Here is an 18535-nt window from a genome sequence, read left to right as displayed (position 1 = left end):
CATTAATGGGCGGCCTGGTCTACGTCCTCGCCGGGCTTGATGTCAGGCGTATCTTCCTTCACGGCTACAGCCGTGGGCGGACGCGGCGCCAGGGTTGGAGCGGTGAAGTCTTCGTCATCATGGCCCTGGATGGCAACTTTCATGAAATCCATCCAGATGGGCAGCGCTGCCTGTGCGCCGGTTTCTTTCGCGCCAAGGTTTTTCTTTTCGTCGAAACCGATCCACACCCCGCAGGTAATCGAAGGAGAAAACCCGATAAACCAGGCATCGGTGAAGTCGTTCGTGGTCCCGGTCTTGCCTGCCAGCGGATGTTTGAGCGCGTTGGCCCGGGCTGCCGTGCCGTGCAGCACAACCTCGCGCATCATCGAGGTCATGATACGCGCAGTATTGGCGCCCACCACATCTTTAACTTCAGGATAATTTTCTTCCATCACGCGCCCATCGTAGTCAACCACTTTCCGGATGTAGCGCGGGGTGACGCGCACCCCATCGTTGGGGAAAGTGGAAAACGCTGCGGTCTGTTCGTAGAGAGTTACTTCGGCAGCGCCGAGCGCGACCGGCAAATACGGCGGCAGCGGGGAGGTCACTCCGAATTTATGGGCGTATTCGATCACCGTCTTCATGCCCACGCGTTCGGCCAGCTTCAGCGCAGGAATGTTGCGTGACTCGGCCAGCGCATGGCGCAGAGTAATGTTGCCCTCAAATTTTCCGTCGTAGTTGTGCGGCGTGTAAACGCCGGAGCCGGTGATAAAAGAAGTGGGCGCATCCAGAATCATGTCGTCGGGCGTGGCCCCGGCTGTATCCACAGCAGCGGTATAAACGTAGGGCTTAAACGACGAACCCACCTGGCGCAAAGCCTGGGTTGCGCGGTTGAATTTGGATTCCTCGTAATCGAGCCCGCCTACCATGGCCTTGATGTCGCCGGTCGCGTTGTCTATGGCCAGCAGCGCGCCCTGCGCGCCCGAGTTCTGCTCCAGACGCACGCCGGCTTTGCTGTCAGGACCCAGGGACAAAACCTTCACGTATACGATATCGCCCACTTTGAAGAGTTGCAGGGGCGAGCGTTTGCCCGTCCAGGAAACATCGCTTGGGCCCAAAGCTGCGGTGTAGCGGCCAAACTTCACCGTCGCCAAAGATGCGGTCACCGAGGTAACCAGGGCGTGCTCGTAGCTGCCTACGTCAATGGTATTGTTCCAATCGGGATGCTCATATTCAGACATCTTCTGGCCCATGGCGATCACGTTCTGCAGTTTCGCCTTCCAGCCATGGCGGCGTTCGTAGGCGGCCACGCCATCGAGAACAGCTTGTGTAGCTACCTTTTGTAAATCCATGTCCAGGGAGGTATAAACGCGCAGGCCGTCCAGGTGGACCTGGTCGCTGCCATATTTTTTTTCCAAATAGCGGCGCACGTCTTCGGCAAACCAGGGGGCAAGATTATTCGGGGGCACGTTAACATTGAGCCGGAGCGGGGCCGCCTTGGCGTTGTTGGCTTCCTCGGCGGTGATCTTGCCGTCTTCCAGCATATTGTTGATCACCAGGTTCCGGCGCGCCAACGACCGGTCGGGATGGAGTATAGGCGAATACTCTGTCGGGCTCTTGGGCAATCCGGCGAGCACGGCAGCCTCTTCGAGCGTCAGGTCCTTCGCATGTTTGTTGAAGTAATACTCGGCACCGGCTTCAAAGCCGTAGACGCCGTGTCCCAGGTAAATCTGGTTGCAGTACATGGTAAAAATCTGGGGCTTGGTAAAACGCCGCTCGATCTGGATGGCCAGCATGGCCTCCTGCATTTTGCGCGACATCGTGCGCTCCTGCGAAAGAAACAGATTGCGGGAAAGCTGCATAGTCAACGTAGATGCGCCCTGCATGTTGCGATGCGTGGCAATATCGCGATAAAACGCGCCCAACACGCGCCACAAATTAATGCCCCAGTGGCGCTCGAAATCCTTGTCTTCGATGGAAATTACGGCTTCGCGCAGCACCTTGGGCAGGTCTTCATAATTCACGATCAGGCGCCTCTGGATGGCGAATGATCCGATCTCGCGGCCTTGGTCGTCGTACAACTCAGTGATGGAACTGGGGCGGTAATGCTCCAACTCGCTGACCTGAGGAAGGTCGGTGGAATAGACAATCAACAGACCCGCGAAGGCGCCTACCAACGCGGCGGCGAGCACAAGGAGCCCGAAGACCACCCGTCCCACCAGCCGGGTTCCCGCTACCTGGACGGCGGGAAGTTCTGAGTAAAGATATTTCATCTGCTGCTGGATTCGTGGCCGTGGTAGCGCCAGCATACCATGAAGCAGTCCTCAGTGGTCAGTGGTTAGTCCTCAGTTAAACCTTGCTTCCTTCTTTGACGCTTTGATCGCGCTATTGGAGCTTAAAAGGTGTCTCAATACGATAAAATGCCGGGTTTAGTCGTAGTATCGAGTTTGGTTCCGGAGGAAGATCCATGGATTGTCCTAAGTGCGGGGTCCGAAATCCCAACAGCTCATCCACGTGCGTGAACTGCGGCAAAGAATTAGCAGAAACCGTCGTCTCTGGCGAGCTTCATACCGATGGATCAACCATGCTCATGGCCGGCTATGGGATAGCCAGCTTGTGGCGACGCCTGGGAGCCTTGATTTTGGACTCGATTTTGCTGACCGCACTTTGGTGGCTGGCCCTGATTTGGGGTGCAAACCGCTGGAATGGGCCGCAACCCGGTGGATCTTTAAATGTAACGGGCACGCCGCTCCTGGCCGCAACTGTGGGCATTGCTATTATTGCCGCGCTCTACTTCTGGCTCATGGAAGCCTTGTTTGGGGCAACTCTAGGCAAAGCGTCTGTTGGCATTCAGGTGCGGCGGGTAAGCGGTGAAGGCGCGGGGATCAGGGCGGCGTTTATCCGCACCTTGGCGCGTCTGTTGGATGTTCTGCCTGCGTTTTATCTGCTGGGGTGGATATTCGCGATATTTTCCGCGAAACGGCAGCGGATCGGCGACCGCATGGCAGGAACAGTAGTGATCTTGCGAGAAAGTGTTCTCTTTACCCTGGCGGGAGTGATTTTTTATCTGGCTGCAGTTGGCGCCATTGGCTGGCAAGTGTATCGCCAATATCGCAACATGCATAGCATCAGTCTGCATGTTGCCATGGGCGCCGGTGGCGCAATTGACTCGGGAGCGCGTGGAGAGCAGAGCGGCTCGGCCACTCTTCCCGTGGTGCAAAGCGGCAACCTGAAGTTGCAGAACTTCACTTTCACTGATGGAAACAGCGTCGCACCACGGGCAAGCTCGGTTTACAAAGCGGAAGACGACGTCTATGCCAAATATGAGTTGACCGGCTATGGCAGCAATCCGCAGGGCAACATCGCGGTCGCAATCCGCGTAACCTGCACGGACCCCAACGGGCTGGCATTGGACCATCCCTGGGAAAATACGGTCACGGGAGCATCCAAAGGCGCCGGAGTTCCGATCCAGGCAAATTATCGGATCCATTTGCCGCCATTTGCTCCGGCCGGGATTTATAAAATCAACATCCATGCTCAGGACAATGTGGCCAATTCCGGGCAAGACTTTGCTTCAGCTTTTACCGTAGAAAACGCCACGCCGGTGCTGGCCGCGGTCAAACTCGAGGTCCGGGATTTTCACTTTACCCGCAGCAAACAGGGTGAACCCATTGCGCCTGCCGAGTATCACGCCGGAGAGAGCGTCTATTACAGCTTCCGCCTGCTGGGAATGCAATTCCGCGATGACCACGTCAACCTGCACATCGCCTATAAGCTGCTTGAACCGGATGGAAGCCTCTTACTCAACAAACCGGATTGGGAGAGCTTGAATGACGCCTATGTGTACCATCCGGCAAATTTCTTTCTGCAGGTCAGCGGATATCTTGACTTGCCCGCAGACATCAAACCTGGAACTTATACCTTGCAATATGAAGTCACTGACAACAACGGGAATAGCAACCTTATCCACGAGAGCAAGTTTGAGGTGAAATAATCAGAGCATTTTTGGAGTTGGTGTTCGTTCGCCCTCATGGTTAAAAGGCCTTGCGGAAAAAAAGGGATTTTTAGGCGCTTCGCTTCGCGCCAGCCTACGGCAGTGAAGAAGTATGATTTCCCAACAAACTTGCGGCACAGCTAAAGCTGTGCCCCTCCGAAAGATCGAACTAGAATTGAGTTCTTACGCAAGCTATCCGGATTTTATTCCGTGCTGGTTGAGACGATTGGCGTAGGGGTAACGATAACCGTAGAGCTGCTGCCAGTCGTGGTCCCTGTGGGGCTGGCGTTTGTGATGCTGCCGGCAAAGCTGTACCCGGTGGTAGAGATATCCATCACAACATGACCGACCAGGCGCGTATCTGCTACCGAGTGAACGTGAATGGGCAGTGAAAATCCATCCAGGTCAGCGTAGTCGGTGACGAAATCAATTTTCTTGATGAAAAATGACGGCGACTTCACCAGCTTGCCTTCTGCCCGCAGGAGCGCACCGCTCAATACATCCAGGTAGACGTGGCCCTTGAACAATCCGGGAAGATTGGCCAATGGCTTCACCTGATATACGTGCACGGCCCGGCCTTCAATTTGCGAATCGCCTTTATACGTGAACTTGTAATTCCGCTCGGTGATGGCGGTTTGCGCGCCATCCTGTTTTTCGGTGCTATCCACTTCCTGCTGCAGCACGCGGTTGATGACGTTGTGCTTCACAAAACCATCGCCCGAGAACTGCACGGGAACAAATTGCAAGGTCTTGGGAGCAGCATAGTGGCGCTCCAATTCGAACACCGCCCGCTGCTTGCTCTGCGGCAGTTCAGCCGAGATGCGGGTCACAGCCGAATACGAAGGCAGATCACTCAACTGGTGGTCGGCGCGCTGATCAAACGTAGACAACGCTAACTCCGGCGCCATGCGCGGCAGGGCCGTGGGCGAGGAGAAGATTGATGCCGGAAGGAATTGTGAGGTTGGAGCGACGGCTTCCGCCTGCGCCCAAGTCATAGCACTGCCCGCTAACACCAACAGTACACAGAATAAAGTCGAGATAGTATAGCTGTTTCGCATGTATGTAATGAATTATCTAATTTATCGCATTTTGGCCCCGAGGGGAAGTTACTTCAGTAATTTCCAGCAAAGAAAATACAAATCTTTACAAAAGGGATTTCTTATAACAAAGGGAATTCTCATAACAAAAACCTTTGTTCATTGCAGTTACGCTAACAAAAGAATTCAAAGAACCGTCCAAGAACTTCGATGAAGTCCAGCCAGTCTGCAGATTCGCCATAACAATTTGCTCGTATTACGTCCAGAACTGCTGCTAACATTTCTGGTACCGATGTCGGACCAGAAGCCCTCTTCTAATAACCACCAACCGGCCACCAATGTCTATGCCGTGTACGGCGCTGAACCTGAGGTGCAAGCCTATGCCATGGCCAAATACTCGCGTTCGGCGCTCTCCATGAAGGAGTCGCTGCATGAGATCAACGAGCAGAAGGCCGAAAAATTTCTCAACACTTTTTATTTCCAATACGGCCACCGCTCGATTGCCGACCTGGCCCATGTTGCCTTCGCCATCGAAAAGCTTTCGATGATTGCCGCCATCATTTTGGTGGATGAGCAACGCTGGGACGGCCAGGAGCGCTCGACGCGCTATCAGGATTTCCGCAAAAGCGGCTATACCATCCCCGATTTCGGCGAGGATGCAGACGCCTTGCAGCTTTACCGCGAAACTATTGAGTTTCTTTTTACGGAGTACGAAACTCTCTCCGAAAGCATGTGGAAGTGGCTGACAGAGCGCACCCCGAGACCTGAAGCCATGAAACAGGAAGCTTACGAGCGCACGCTGAAGGCCCGCGCCTTTGATATCTCGCGTTATCTGCTGCCGCTGGGAACCAACACTTCCCTGGGCCAGATCATGAATGCGCGCACGCTGGAGACGCAGATTTCACGCCTGCTTTCGAGTGAGTATCCCGAAGTGCAGAACTTGGGCCGGCTATTGAAGCAGGCGGCAAGCGAACCCGCGTACAACGTGAACCAGGAGGCATGGAGCGCACTGGTAGATCAAATCAAGACGATGAATCAGGAACTGGGCAACTTGGCGCAGCAGAACCTGTTGAAGGATGTCAGAGTGTCGCCGACGCTGGTGAAGTATGCTGATCCCAACCAGTATGAGATCTCGACGCGAAAAGAGCTACGGCATGCTGCTGCTGAGATTTTGGCAGGAGAGAAGATCAAGACTGCTAACCCCGTTGATTTACTCGACGATGAACCTTTCGAAATCGAACTTGCCACCACGTTGCTTTATGAGCATTGCCATTATTCCTATCGGCAGGTCCGCGAGCGAGTGACCGGCTTAAGTGCGGCGCGACGACAAGAGATCATCGAACTCGGCGCTAAACATCGCGGCAAGCACGACGAGTTGCTACGCGCATTCTCGGCGGGGCAGAGGTTTCGCTTTGACATCCTGATGGATGTGGGCGGATTCCGCGATATGCACCGCCACCGGCGCTGCATTCAGATTGGCCAGGAGTTTACCGCTCTCCATGGATATGACACGCCTGAGGATTTGATCTCCGCCGGGCTCGAACCGCGTTACCAGCAAACCATGCGCCGTGCTGCTGAGTCTGCCACTGCATTAGCCACGAATCACGGCGCGACAGCTTCGGTTTACGCGCTACCGATGGCTTATCGTAAGCGCACGCTCTTCAAGATGGATTTCGCCGAGGCAGTCTACATCTCGGAACTGCGCACCACACCGGCCGGACACTTTTCCTATCGCAATGTGGCCTATGCCATGTATGAGGCTGTAGTTGAGCGCTATCCTGCACTGAAGCAGTATTTCCGGGTGACGGATGTGCGCGAGCCGGTGGATTTGCTGAAGCGGTGACCCATCAATTAAAGAATCTAAGGGAGAGTAGGTGGAATACCAAGTCGCAGTGGAGACGGCGGCAGAGCAGCTTGTTGCCGCTTGCAGACAGCGCACTACATTCAAAATGATCTCGCGAGAGATTGGAGACCTGCTCTCGCGTCCGTGGGCTTTTTTAAAAGAGCATAGCGAGTTCCGAAGAGATGGTCACAACGTCGCAATCTATTGGGACGAAAAAGGGTGCGGGCTCGATAGAGGTAGTCTGCTCAGCCACGCCCGCGGGGCCTGTCGCAAGAACTTCGCACTTCGGTCCATACAATCAGCTTGGCCCTGCGCATGAAGCGGTGCGCAAATGGTGCAAGCAGAACCAGCGTCAATTTGTCATGCCGTTCTGGGAGGTCTACGGCGACTGGGACGATGACCCGGCGAAGCTCCGCACCGATGTTTTCTATTTGTTGAAGTAAAGTGCCTAGCGTATACGGCAACAACCATTCACTTCTAACGCTGACCATGAGAAATGCAATCATCAGAGCGATGCTGCTGCTAACTCTAACTGCTACTGCTGTTGGGGAGCGGAAAGCGCGTGCAACCGAGCCGATGGAGTGTGATGAACTCAAAGCAGGACAAGCCGTAACGCGCAAAACGGCTACTATTGCTACTCCGTCGGGCAGTATCCGAGCCTATGCCACGGTCAGGCTGAGCCGGCCCCCAGACGACACGGATGGAAATTCCTGTGAAGTCGTGTACAAACTTTTTGTGGCCGAAGGTACCGGGCCATTCGCATTAGCGAAGGAGTATTCCGACTCCCCGGATGGCCTGGTTGGCGTGGAGATGGTCGGGGTCTCGAAAGACGAAACAAAACTGGCCGCAGATTTTTGGTGGGCAGCCGGTGACTACACAGGACACCGGCCCGTAATCTATGACGCGAAGACCAAGTCTGTTCACTTCCGAGAGCTGAATGAAGAAATCCTCGAACAGTTGCCATCGTGTGATTATTTCGAGGACTTCGCCGGGGTCAACGATGCCGGGGAGGCTATCATCGATGTTCCCAAGAGTACTTATGTCGAAAAAGGCTGCCCAGCGCAAGGCAGGTGGCTTTTTGATGTTCAAACGGGCGCGTTCACCGCATGAAGTGACCCTCGTTCAGCAGCGCTGATGATGCTGCTGATTTCCCATCCCCCCGCCTGTGTTTTACAATCGTTAGTTTGCGTTGCTACATCTAATACAGTGAGCACATCGGAGCACAACTTTGCCTGAGACAATTTATGACGTAGCCATTATCGGCAGCGGCCCGGCGGGATATACCGCCGCGATCCGTGCCGGTGAATATGGCCTGAAGACCTGCCTGATCGAGAAAGACGAGCTGCTGGGCGGAACTTGCCTGCATGTGGGCTGCATCCCCACCAAGGCACTGCTGTTCAACGCCGAAATATGGGACCACCTCAAAGATGCCAAAGAATTCGGCATCGAAGGCGTGACCGCACCCACGCTGAATTGGGCCGCTATCCAGCAGCGCAAGAACAAGATTGTGCTCAAACACGCCAAGGGCCTGGAGTTCCTGATGCGCAAAAACAAGGTTGCAACCGTCAACGGTTACGGAAGGCTGACCGGGCCGGCCAAAGACGGCGTGCATACGGTTGAAGTTTTTACCGAGGGCGGAGGCGGCGCCGCCGGCGAAACCACATTCATCAAAGCGAAAAATATCCTCATCAGCACGGGCTCAGAGGCGCGCATGCTTCCTGGGCTCGAACCAGACGCGCGCATTTTGACCAACATCGAAGTCCTGAGTCTCAACGCGATTCCAAAATCTCTGATCGTGATTGGAGCGGGTGCTGTAGGCGTGGAGTTTGCTTCCATCTACCACTCCTTTGGCGTGGATGTGACGATTTTGGAGGCGCTGCCGCGGCTAGTTCCGGTGGAAGACGAAGAAGTTTCCAAGGAGCTGCTGAAGGCCTTCACCAAGCGCGGCATCAAGAGCAATGTAGGTGTAAAAGTTCAGAAAATTGAAAAGACCAAAGACGGAGTGAAGGTGGGTTATACCGACTCCGAGGGCAAAACGCAGGCGCTGGAAGCGGACAAGGTGCTCATCGCCATCGGCCGCGCGCCGCGCACCGACAATATTGGTCTGGAAAAAACCAAAATCAAGCCTGACCGCGGATTCATTAAGACCAATGAATGGATGCAGACGGAAGAGCCGGGTATCTACGCGGCCGGCGACATCATTGCCGGGTTTCCGCAGCTCGCGCACGTGGGCTTTATGCAGGGAATCGTGGCGGTCTCTAAGATTGCCGGCAGACCTGCGAAGCCGTTGAACCGCAACCATATTCCCGGCGCAACCTACTGCGAACCGCAAATTGCCAGCGTAGGATTGACGGAAGCGCAGGCACGCGAATCCGGACACAAAGTTAAAGTGGGCAAGTTTCCCTTTTTGGGCAACTCCAAGGCAACAATCGTTGGTGCGCATGAAGGGTTTGTGAAGGTGGTCTCCGATGAGCAGTACGGTGAGATCTTGGGCGTGCACATCATCGGACCGCAAGCGACGGAATTAATTGCCGAGGCGGTTGCCGCCATAGAGCTTGAGGCCACTGTGGAAGACATGATGTTCACGATTCATGCTCATCCGACGCTGTACGAGGCGCTCTCCGATGGATTCAATAGCGTCTATGGACTGCAGATCAATGTTTAATTGGGAATGATGAGGTCAAAGATCTTTTGGTCGGCTGTGTTTTTCTTGCTCTCAGCCTTACTTCCGCCGACAAAACTGAAGGCCCAGATTGCGGTCAAGCCGGGAGATGAACAACTCTTTGCTGCCCAGCCTAAACAGTATCCTTTCACCCTGGTTGCCTATGGAGATTTGCGGACTACCCATCCTTCCAATCATTTTGTGACAGATCCCAATCGGCGACGGGTCTTAATTGCGCGCATCGCCGCGGAAAAGCCCGATCTTCTGGTGGTGAATGGCGATCTTGTCTATAAGGGCGGCAGCCGCGGCGACTGGCCAAAGAGACGCAGGCTTGGCGCGACGTTCAAATCAAGGTATTGCCTGCCATAGGCAATCATGAGATCAAGGATGACAGTGAAGTCCACAACTATTTGCAACAATTTCCGTACTTACAAGGCCGGCGTTGGTATTCCGTGCATTATGGAAATGTGTTGCTGCTGACGTTAGACTCCGAATCTGATGACAAGCCCGGCAGCCCGCAGTGGAACTGGATCGTTTCAGAGTTCGACAACGTGCCTGCCGATGTGCAATTTATTATTTTTTCCATGCATCACCCGCCCTATACGCGATCTACGGACCATCTGTTTTTTGGAGGACATGCGGCGAGAGAATCGGAGCAGCACCTGGCTGAGCTGTTTGAATCGCAGCAGAAGCAGCTTCACGCCAGGATCATCGTCATTGCCGGCCATGTGCACAACTACGAGCGCTATGAGCACAACGGCGTGATGTACATCGTGAGCGGAGGCGGGGGCGCCACTCCCTACACGGTACAGCGGCATCCTGATGATTTTTACAACCAGCCTGGACCTACCTACCACTATTGCAGGATCACTGTTGACCACGACAAGCTGAATTTCGAGATGTTCAAGCTGGAAGGAAATAATCCTCAGTTTAGTTTCAATGTGCGGGATTCGTTTCAGATTTCGGCAAAATAAACAATGTTCCGCCGCTGATGAACACCAATCAATCCGCCTAATCCACTGCGTTGACCGCATCGGAATCCATCAGAACCAGGCTGCACTCGCCGGTGTGGGAGGAGCACTGCACGGTGCCGCGTCGCAGCACTTTGGTCGGAGTTCCGTCAGGGAAAGTCATGTTGTTATTGGCTGCGCGCAACTTGCTGCTGAGACTCTTCAATTCCTCGCTGCCCCGGACCCATTTTGCATCCTCAGTCTGCCCTAAAGTAGAAACCAGGAGAAGGAAGTCGCCACTGGGGTCGGAAGCGGTGGCACTTTGCGCCTTATCCTTATCCTGGGGCAGAACCTTGCCCAAAGGAATGGTCCGCAATTTGGCCAACTCGTCTTTATATTTTTTTACGATTGGATCAACCTTGCCGTCACCGCCTGCCAGTTTGGCCAACCGGCCGCGTGTATCAGGACTGGGATGCGGGCTCGCCAGTGCAACGGCATACCAGTGGATGGCCTCGTCGGTTTTGCCGCGTTTTTCGTAGATTTGCCCGAGGTGATCAATGACCTCGCCGTGCTGGGTAAGTCCCATGGCGGCCCGAATATATTTCTCTGCCCGGTCAAACTCTCCCTGGCGGAAGTACACCCAGCCGAGCGTATCCCAATAAGAAGCCAGGCTGTTCACCAACGCGATCTCTGTCATCTCGGGATGGTCCAGAGTTACCGTGCGCAGGCGGGTGGCGGTTTCATCCACTGCGCTCTGGGCATATTGCAGGGCGCGATCGAGATGAACATTTTTCTCCGTAAGCTCGTAACTCACGTCGTTCAAAATCTCAGGAGAGCGGTCCAACTGCACGGCCTTGTCAAAAGCGGCCAAAGCTTTATCGGCCAAGTCCATGTTGAGATATGCGCTGCCCAGTTCAGCGCGCAGCAGGGCGTTATCGGGCTGAAGCGAGACGGCCTGCTCGAATTCAGGAGCGGCGTCAGTCCACCGGTGGCGGTTGGAATAAATCGTCCCCAACATGGAATGCGCCCTGAGATCGAGAGGATTGATCTCCAGTTGCTTGCGATAGGCAGAAATAGCATCGTCGAATTTATCCTGCTGAAAGAGGGTCAAACCCAAACCGCCATAAGCGCGATCATCATAGGGGTTGAGCTCGATCTGCTTATGGAAGGCCTGTTCCGAAAGATCAAAATTGCGCAGAATTCCGTACACCACGCCCAGTTGCAGCCAGGCATCAGCGTGCTTGGGCTCAAGCTCGACGACGCGTTTCAGCAGCGTTACTGCGATCTCATAATGCTGCGCCTCAATCGCCGAACGGGCGGCATCTTCCAGATCTTCTGCTTTTGCAGTTTGGGGAACAGTTGGCGTCGAATTGTTGTTGGCACTCACGTTCTCCAGTGAGATTTTTTGATCGCCATCGGATTCCACGGCGCGGCGAAACGCAAGATAATCGCGCGAGCGGGTGACCGGCAGTTCGCGCACTTTGATGGAAATCTTGCGTTGACCATTTGCACTTTGATTATCTGTTTTATAGGTAGAGTGATATTCACCGTAATCGCGCACCAAATTTACCGGCACCATTGAACCCAGAGTGAATTTTGACGGGAGCAGCAAGTGAAAACGGGTAGTAAATTCAATGGGACCGCCGAAGGGGATAGGGTCGTCTTCCGGATCGGGGTCTGGATCAGCATTAGGAAGCGAGAAACGCATTAACGTGGGCAGCTCGATCTCAGTCTGCTTCCCGGACCAATCGAAAAAGTTCGCGACTGCAATCTGGTATTCGACAGTGAGCGGTTCGTTGGTGGATTCCAGGTCGCTCAGTTGAAGGTTGGAAACTTCGCCATCGAGCCCCTGTGTTGCCGCTCCATATTTCATTACATCTTTCCACTTGCTGCGCGGGACGCGGCGCATGAGAGAGCGCAGCATCACCTCAGAATCACCGCGCAATTCCATACGAACGTGCGCATCCAGCTTTCCCAGGTCGGAAATTTTGCCATCCAGTTCAACAATCTGGTAGTTGGGTACGGCAGGATCGGAAGGGGTCTCTACAATTTTAGGCGCCCCATCCTGAGGAATCATGAGCGCCTTCTTGGCGCGAAGAGGACTCAGCAGCAACTGAAAGGGAGCGATTTCAGAGGTTGTATCCATCCAAAGCATCTGCTTACCCAGAGGCACAACTGTGATGACGTGGTCGAACTGCGAAGGCGAAGGCACGTCTTCATCGAGCTTGCGCGAGCTATCAATCAGTACGGCATTTGCGCTGAGGCCAATGCCGCGCAACATGGCGCTCAACAGCGTGTGTTTGTCTTTGCAATCGCCATATTGATTGGCGAGGATTTCACCGGCAGGATGCGGCTGGTAACGTCCTCTTCCCAGCGAAAGGCTCACGTAACGGAAGTTCCTGGCTACGTAATCGTAGAGGTCTTGTATCTTGCCGATGTCGGTCTGCGCATTCTTGGTCAACTCTGCGGCTTTGGCCTTGATCTCGGGCGTGGGTGTGATGCGGTCTTTTTCCAGACTGGCATACCAGCGCCCAAGCTCTTCCCAACTCTGGAAAGTGGTCAGCTCTACATCCGATATTTCATCTTTGTAAGTATGTTTCTTCTTTTTCTTTTTATCGGCGGCGGAAGAAGAAGAATCGTCATCTTCCTCCTGGTCAAGATGCGAGCTCTTCCAGGTGTAAATTTTGCGGTCTCCCTCCTGCGAAATCTTGGGAGCGTATTCGTCTTTATTTTTAAGTTTGATCTTTTTGTTCGCGGGAACGTTGACTTCCAATTGCTCGTCGAGCAAGATGCCATGTTTGGCGAAGTCATATTCCAGCCAGAATTGCCCCGGCGCCAGCGGCGTGTGCGTGGTCGTAGTGATGGAGTATTCCAGGATCTCTCCAGGCCGAAGCGCGGGCACGGTAACGTGTTTTTCGCGGTAATCGGTGTACACCGGCGCTTCACGCAACACGGGAGCGGTCATATCCTGCACGGCGTCGGGCGTGGCGGTCACAACCGATCCGTCGGCGCGGCGGACCCGTACATAATCAATGTCGAACTTCTCACTGGCAGCGTTGTAGCCGAAGACGAGTTGACCAAGCTGATCCACGCCGGCTTCGCTCTGCACGCGGATACGCGCGGTCACATTCTTTTTGCCGGTTCCATCACTCTCGAAGCGTTCCACGGTGTGATAGGACTCATACACAACCGCTTCCTGGGAATAGTCCGCGGTTTTCGAGGCGGGGGCCGCGCTATCGTTTGAGGGCGTGGGGGTGGCAGCGGGGCTAGGAGTGGTTTGCCCATAAGCAAACGCGGACAAAAACAGAAAAAAACCAAAGAAGAGCAAACCGGTGAACTTGGGCATATTCTTAGATTTTACGTTAGTTTTCACCCTAACGTGTAGCGGAGAGGCATGGTTGGAGGCGATGGATGGCGAGAGAGCCGGATGTTAAGAGCAAATCCAAAATAATCTACTCTTTGTTGTCTGCCAGAGGTTCGCTCCGTGGCCGATTGCAGAACCAGCGTAACAATTGGCGGTCTGAGATTTTGCGCCTGGATTGAATCCATTGCCGTTTTCGCCAGAGCCGGCGGACATGACGAACCGGATAAAAAAGTGCAGAGAATAGCCGCCAGTTACGCAGCGCGGCATAGCCCACGATCATGAGATCGCGTACGGTTACGGGAGAGAACAAACGCAGGAAGAGCCAGGCTGAGGAATTCTTGATTCGCATCAGAAACCGGTTCTTTACCGAATGCCAGTTGATGAGGTCCGGCAACAGCTCGCGCCGCTCGGGGGTAACGCGGCGCACATGCCAGCCCACCGCAGCCGGAACGTAAAGGCACTTCCAGCCCAGAATCTGAGCCCGCCAGGCCAAATCGGCGTCTTCGCGGTAGGCAAAAAAATCTTCATCGAAAAATTCTCCATCAATGCTCACATCTTCCACCATGGCTCGGCGATATAACGCTGCTGCGCCGCTCGCGCCAAATACATATTCCGCGCGCTCATACTGGCCGTGATCGGTTCCTTCAGCGCCTCGATCGAGATGGCGCATGTTGCGCGTGAAATACATTCCTGTGCAATCAATGATGGATGTAAATTCCGTTTGTTCCCCTGGCGACCAACGGAGCAGCTTGCCGCACACTGCGCCGATTTCTTTCTCCCCTGTCACAGCAAGTTGCGTTACAGCTGAGACCAGTTGGGAGATGAAATCTGACCGTAAAGTCACGTCGGGGTTGAAGCAAAGCAGCCATGCGCCGTGCGCCTCGCGAATTGCCTGGTTCTGAGCGGCAGCAAACCCCCGGTTTTCTGCATTTAACTTAACCGTCGAATTGATCCCAGCAGGCGGGGTGAATTGCGAGAGTATTTCTCTGGTTTTATCCGTGGATGCGTTATCCACAATGATGATTTCCAGCGCGGGATAGTTCTGCTGCAACAATGATTCCAGGCATCGCGCCAGATATTCCGCAGAATTGTAAGTAACCAGAAGAACGGAAACTTGCGGCGATTCCGACCCTACCATGCGCCCCGGCCGAACAGGACATGCGGAATTGTTTTCAGAAAGATTTGCGCGTCAAGCCACAACGACCACCGGTCAATATAGGAGAGATCGAGCTGCATCCAGCGGTCAAAGTTGAGCTGGCTGCGGCCTTCGAGCGCCCACAGGCAGGTCAGCCCCGGACGCATACGCAACCGCCGCCGCTGCCATGACTCGTATTTTTCCACCTCTTCGGGTATAGGCGGACGAGGACCAACAAAAGACATATCGCCGCGAAGGATGTTCCAAAGCTGCGGCAGCTCGTCGAGACTAGTGCGGCGGAGCCAGCGCCCGATAGGAGTAACGCGGGGATCGTCAGCTATCTTGAAGACCGGGCCATCAGCCTCGTTGAGATGCTCCATTCCAGGGCGCAATTGCTCTGCATTCTGCACCATTGAGCGAAACTTCAACACAGTGAAGCGCCTGCCGCCTAATCCACAACGCGTCTGACGATAAAGAATTGGACCGGAGGAGGTAAAGCGCACGAGCAAGGCAATCACCAGCATGAGAGGCGCGAGCACAATCAACAGAAAAAGAGCCAGGGCAAGATCGGCAACGCGCTTGGCTAAAAGCTGAAGCTCATCCTGCGGGCCGGTGGAAAAAGTGAGTAGAGGAAACTCATTGAGATGTTCCAGATGCACGCTCGAACTGGTGGCCTTGAGGAAATTCAGATGAACCCGCGTGCGGACGCCTTCACGTTCACAGTGCAAGACCAGGGGTTCAATGCAATCCAAATCCTGCTTTTCCACGGCAATCAGGACTTCATCCACAACGTGGTCATGGATAAAGTCCGGGACTTGATCCAATGGAATGGTCTTATACGAGCTGTGCAAGTCTTCGGCGGGAGCGGGCGGAAGCTCGGTAAGGTAGGCAAACCCTATAAGACGCAGCCCCAGTGGTTCGGCATGCTCTACCAGCCGCGCTAACTCGTGAGCATGGGTGCCCGTACCGACCACGAGAACATGGTGATAACGTCCAAAAATTCGGCGCAGCGAGCCTTTGGTGAAAAACATTGTGAGCCGGCCGGTGATGAGAAGCAGCCAGTTCACAGCGCCAAAGGTCAAAGCCAGACTGCGGCTGATATCAGCTCGAAACAGGTATAGCCCGGCGGCCACGAGCCCCATGCCAGTGACGACCAGCTTGGTTTCGTCCCAGACGATTTGTGCAGGATTGCGCAGCTCTACCTTGCGGTAGATGCCGTACAGAAATCCAACCACAAACCATGTAACAAGGACTCCCGCCAAAAAAGGCAAATAGACGCGCAGCGGATAGACTGCTGGAAAATGTGAGTCAAGAACCCTGGGAAGAACAGAGACGCGCAACAGGTAAGCAATCGGCAAGGCCAGCGCAGTCAGCACCAGATCATGGGCAAGACAGCCCAATCCCAACAATTTTGAGCGTCGCTCTAACAATTTTGGCCTATGTCCCGATTCTCTAGAGTATTTTTCGGAGTTAGTCTGAACACTCAGGGATGTTTCATGCTAGACGAAATTATGGTCACTCTGAAAATGCTCTAGCACTATGAAACACATAAATTTTATCAGAATGATACCCCAGCAACGGCTAAGGTTATCCTAGAAAGGCAACACCTTAGAAGCTGCCGTGATATCTTGCCAAACATGAAGATTTTGCTCATCGGGGCTAACGGCCAGCTCGCCCGTGACCTGCAGGCCGAATTTACGGCTGCCGGCAAGAGCTACGAAATTATTCCCGTGACCCATGAGCAGCTCGATATCCGCGACCAACGCGCCGTGGATAATTTAATCGCAAGCACCCATCCCGAGTGCATCATCAACACAGCGGCATTCCATCGAGTAGACCTCTGCGAGGAGGAACCGGAAACCACGTTTGCCGTCAATGAGGGCGGGGTCTGCAATGTGGCACAGGCCGCGCAACGGCAGAATGCGCTGCTGGTGCAGCTCAGCAGCGACTATGTCTTTGATGGAGTAAAACGTTCTGCCTACGTGGAACGCGACGAGGCCAAACCTCTCTCTATTTATGGAAAATCGCGTCTTGCCGGGGAGCTTGCCGTACAACAAAACTGCACTCGCCATCTCATCATTCGCACATGTGGGCTCTATGGGCTGGCAGGCAGCCAGAGCAAAACCGGGAATTTTGTGGAAACCATGCTGAAGCTGGCGGCTGCCAACAAAGCCCCAAGCGTGGTCAACGATCAGGTATGCACGCCCACCAGCACACGCGAACTGGCCCGGCACATGGTTCGCTTGCTTCCTTCCGGAGCACAAGGCCTGTTTCACATGACCAGCACGGGAGAATGTTCATGGTTTGATTTCGCCCGTGAGTGCTTTCGTCTGGCGAAGACACATACGGTCATAAACCCGGTCACCAGCGAGCAATATGCCGCCAAGGCAAAGCGCCCGGCCTATTCTGTACTCGACAATCAGGCATACCGCAGCGTCGGGTTCAGCGACTTTCGTCCCTGGCAGGAGGCACTGGCAGAGTATATGCAGACGCGCAAGAAGGCAGGGCTGCAAGCAAGTTGAAGACGCTTTTTACTTGCTAAAGGTCTCTTCGCGGCGGGTGTAGTGGCGTTCGTAGTAGTTGCGGTATTCGCCCGAACGCGCCCGCTCGAGCCACACTTTGTTCTTCAGATACCAATCCACGGTTTTGCCGATACCCTCTTCAAATCCCACTTCCGGCTTCCAGGCCAGTTCGCGGCGCAGTTTGCTGCTATCCAGCGAATAGCGCCGGTCATGGCCCGGACGGTCCGTCACAAACCGGATCAGCGACTCCGGCTTGCCCAGCATCTTCAGAATCGTCTTGATCACAACCAGATTCGGTGTCGGACTTCCAGAAGACACGTTGTACACGTCACCGGGCTTTCCGCGCTCAAGCACAAAGGCGATAGCGCGGCAGTAATCTTCTACATAGAGCCAGTCTCGCTCCTGCATGCCGTCGCCGTAGACGGGCAGCTGCTTTCCCTCTATCGCATTGGCAATCATCAGCGGGATGAGCTTCTCCGGAAACTGATAGGGGCCGTAGTTGTTGGTGCAGCGTAGCGTGATGGCCGAGATTCCATAAGTATGGATATAAGCGTTCACTAGATGATCGGCCGCTGCCTTGCTCGCCGAGTATGGGCTGCGCGGATCCAGAATCTGGTCCTCCGTGAAGCTGTCTTTTGTCCCGGCACTGCCATAAACTTCATCCGTGCTGATCTGGATAAACAGCTTGGTTTTATGCTGGCGCACGGCCTCAAGCAGGGTCAAAGTCCCGATCACGTTAGAGTGCACGAACGGGGCTGCGTTCTCAATGCTGCGGTCTACATGCGTCTCCGCCGCAAAATTTACAATCGCATCAAAGCCGTTGGCCAATACTTCTGCCACCTTCGCCGCATCGGCGATATCGCCGCGCACAAACCGGTACCGTGGGTTCTCTGCGAGATCAGCGAGGTTCTCCAGGTTCCCGGAATACGTCAGCTTGTCGAAGTTGACAACCTCGGTATTCTTACCGCTGTGCAGGGTCTGCCGGATAAAATTCGATCCGATAAATCCCGCCCCGCCTGTGACCAGTATCTTCAATGCCTCTCCCTTTT

14 protein-coding genes are annotated in these 18535 nt (G+C 54.4%); 8 read left to right on the top strand and 6 right to left on the bottom strand.

What is annotated here, in order from left to right:
- Window positions 1-2: 2 nt before the first annotated feature.
- A complete protein-coding gene (locus tag VK738_13640; protein HTD23695.1) occupies window positions 3-2252 on the bottom strand; it encodes a PBP1A family penicillin-binding protein in 2250 nt (749 codons plus the stop codon).
- A 194-nt stretch (window positions 2253-2446) separates the two neighbouring features.
- Here VK738_13640 and VK738_13635 point away from each other — a divergent pair, with 194 nt between their 5' ends.
- On the top strand, window positions 2447-3973 hold the full coding sequence (locus VK738_13635) for an RDD family protein (GenBank protein HTD23694.1): 1527 nt from the start codon (window positions 2447-2449) through the stop codon (window positions 3971-3973).
- A 203-nt stretch (window positions 3974-4176) separates the two neighbouring features.
- Here the strand turns inward: VK738_13635 and VK738_13630 are convergent, their stop codons facing one another.
- Window positions 4177-4968, bottom strand: a complete 792-nt coding sequence (locus VK738_13630) for a hypothetical protein (protein ID HTD23693.1) — start codon at window positions 4966-4968, stop codon at window positions 4177-4179.
- 334 nt (window positions 4969-5302) lie between these two features.
- Here VK738_13630 and VK738_13625 point away from each other — a divergent pair, with 334 nt between their 5' ends.
- From VK738_13625 to VK738_13600, 6 genes are all read left to right on the top strand, one after another.
- The gene (locus VK738_13625) at window positions 5303-6853 is read left to right on the top strand and encodes an FAD-dependent thymidylate synthase (protein HTD23692.1); all 1551 of its coding nucleotides are present in this window, start codon (window positions 5303-5305) and stop codon (window positions 6851-6853) included.
- Between the two features lie 182 nt (window positions 6854-7035).
- Window positions 7036-7296, top strand: coding sequence for a hypothetical protein (locus VK738_13620; protein HTD23691.1), 261 nt, complete (start codon window positions 7036-7038; stop codon window positions 7294-7296).
- A 1-nt stretch (window position 7297) separates the two neighbouring features.
- Window positions 7298-7963 carry a hypothetical protein gene (locus tag VK738_13615; GenBank protein ID HTD23690.1) on the top strand — a complete coding sequence of 222 codons (666 nt, stop codon included), beginning with the start codon at window positions 7298-7300 and terminating at the stop codon, window positions 7961-7963.
- Window positions 7964-8081: 118 nt separating this feature from the next.
- A complete protein-coding gene (gene lpdA / locus VK738_13610) occupies window positions 8082-9518 on the top strand; it encodes a dihydrolipoyl dehydrogenase (GenBank protein HTD23689.1) in 1437 nt (478 codons plus the stop codon).
- A 45-nt stretch (window positions 9519-9563) separates the two neighbouring features.
- Complete coding sequence (locus VK738_13605; GenBank protein ID HTD23688.1) at window positions 9564-9884, top strand: metallophosphoesterase family protein; 321 nt, start codon at window positions 9564-9566, stop codon at window positions 9882-9884.
- On the top strand, window positions 9872-10489 hold the full coding sequence (locus VK738_13600; GenBank protein ID HTD23687.1) for a hypothetical protein: 618 nt from the start codon (window positions 9872-9874) through the stop codon (window positions 10487-10489). Before VK738_13605 ends, VK738_13600 begins: the two co-directional genes overlap by 13 nt.
- A 37-nt stretch (window positions 10490-10526) precedes the next feature.
- Here the strand turns inward: VK738_13600 and VK738_13595 are convergent, their stop codons facing one another.
- The 3 genes from VK738_13595 to VK738_13585 all read right to left on the bottom strand — a co-directional run bounded on the left by VK738_13595 (window position 10527) and on the right by VK738_13585 (window position 16394).
- Window positions 10527-13811, bottom strand: coding sequence for a DUF3857 domain-containing protein (locus VK738_13595; GenBank protein ID HTD23686.1), 3285 nt, complete (start codon window positions 13809-13811; stop codon window positions 10527-10529).
- A gap of 106 nt (window positions 13812-13917) precedes the next feature.
- Window positions 13918-14967 (bottom strand): glycosyltransferase family 2 protein, encoded by a 1050-nt coding sequence (locus VK738_13590; GenBank protein ID HTD23685.1) that lies wholly within the window; start codon window positions 14965-14967, stop codon window positions 13918-13920.
- Window positions 14961-16394: a sugar transferase gene (locus tag VK738_13585; GenBank protein ID HTD23684.1), complete on the bottom strand. Its 1434-nt coding sequence runs from the start codon at window positions 16392-16394 to the stop codon at window positions 14961-14963. The genes VK738_13590 and VK738_13585 overlap by 7 nt, the downstream gene beginning before the upstream one ends.
- A gap of 207 nt (window positions 16395-16601) precedes the next feature.
- Here VK738_13585 and rfbD point away from each other — a divergent pair, with 207 nt between their 5' ends.
- The gene (gene rfbD, locus VK738_13580; protein HTD23683.1) at window positions 16602-17486 is read left to right on the top strand and encodes a dTDP-4-dehydrorhamnose reductase; all 885 of its coding nucleotides are present in this window, start codon (window positions 16602-16604) and stop codon (window positions 17484-17486) included.
- Window positions 17487-17495: 9 nt separating this feature from the next.
- On the opposite strand, the gene rfbB is transcribed toward rfbD, so the two are convergent.
- Window positions 17496-18521, bottom strand: a complete 1026-nt coding sequence (rfbB, locus tag VK738_13575; GenBank protein HTD23682.1) for a dTDP-glucose 4,6-dehydratase — start codon at window positions 18519-18521, stop codon at window positions 17496-17498.
- Window positions 18522-18535 lie beyond the last annotated feature (14 nt).

This window comes from Terriglobales bacterium, assembly GCA_035487355.1.
Taxonomy (GTDB): domain Bacteria; phylum Acidobacteriota; class Terriglobia; order Terriglobales; family Acidobacteriaceae; genus QIAW01.
Note: the sequence above shows the minus strand (reverse complement) of the source record. Positions and strands in the feature narration are given on the sequence as shown.

Coding starts and splice junctions, on each gene's coding strand:
- VK738_13635 (HTD23694.1), top strand. CDS start 2,447: ATGGATTGTCCTAAGTGCGGGGTCCGAAATCCCAACAGCTCATCCACG.
- VK738_13590 (HTD23685.1), bottom strand. CDS start 14,967: ATGGTAGGGTCGGAATCGCCGCAAGTTTCCGTTCTTCTGGTTACTTAC.
- VK738_13630 (HTD23693.1), bottom strand. CDS start 4,968: ATGACTTGGGCGCAGGCGGAAGCCGTCGCTCCAACCTCACAATTCCTT.
- VK738_13595 (HTD23686.1), bottom strand. CDS start 13,811: ATGCCCAAGTTCACCGGTTTGCTCTTCTTTGGTTTTTTTCTGTTTTTG.
- VK738_13625 (HTD23692.1), top strand. CDS start 5,303: ATGTCGGACCAGAAGCCCTCTTCTAATAACCACCAACCGGCCACCAAT.
- VK738_13640 (HTD23695.1), bottom strand. CDS start 2,252: ATGAAATATCTTTACTCAGAACTTCCCGCCGTCCAGGTAGCGGGAACC.
- VK738_13620 (HTD23691.1), top strand. CDS start 7,036: ATGGTCACAACGTCGCAATCTATTGGGACGAAAAAGGGTGCGGGCTCG.
- rfbD (HTD23683.1), top strand. CDS start 16,602: ATGAAGATTTTGCTCATCGGGGCTAACGGCCAGCTCGCCCGTGACCTG.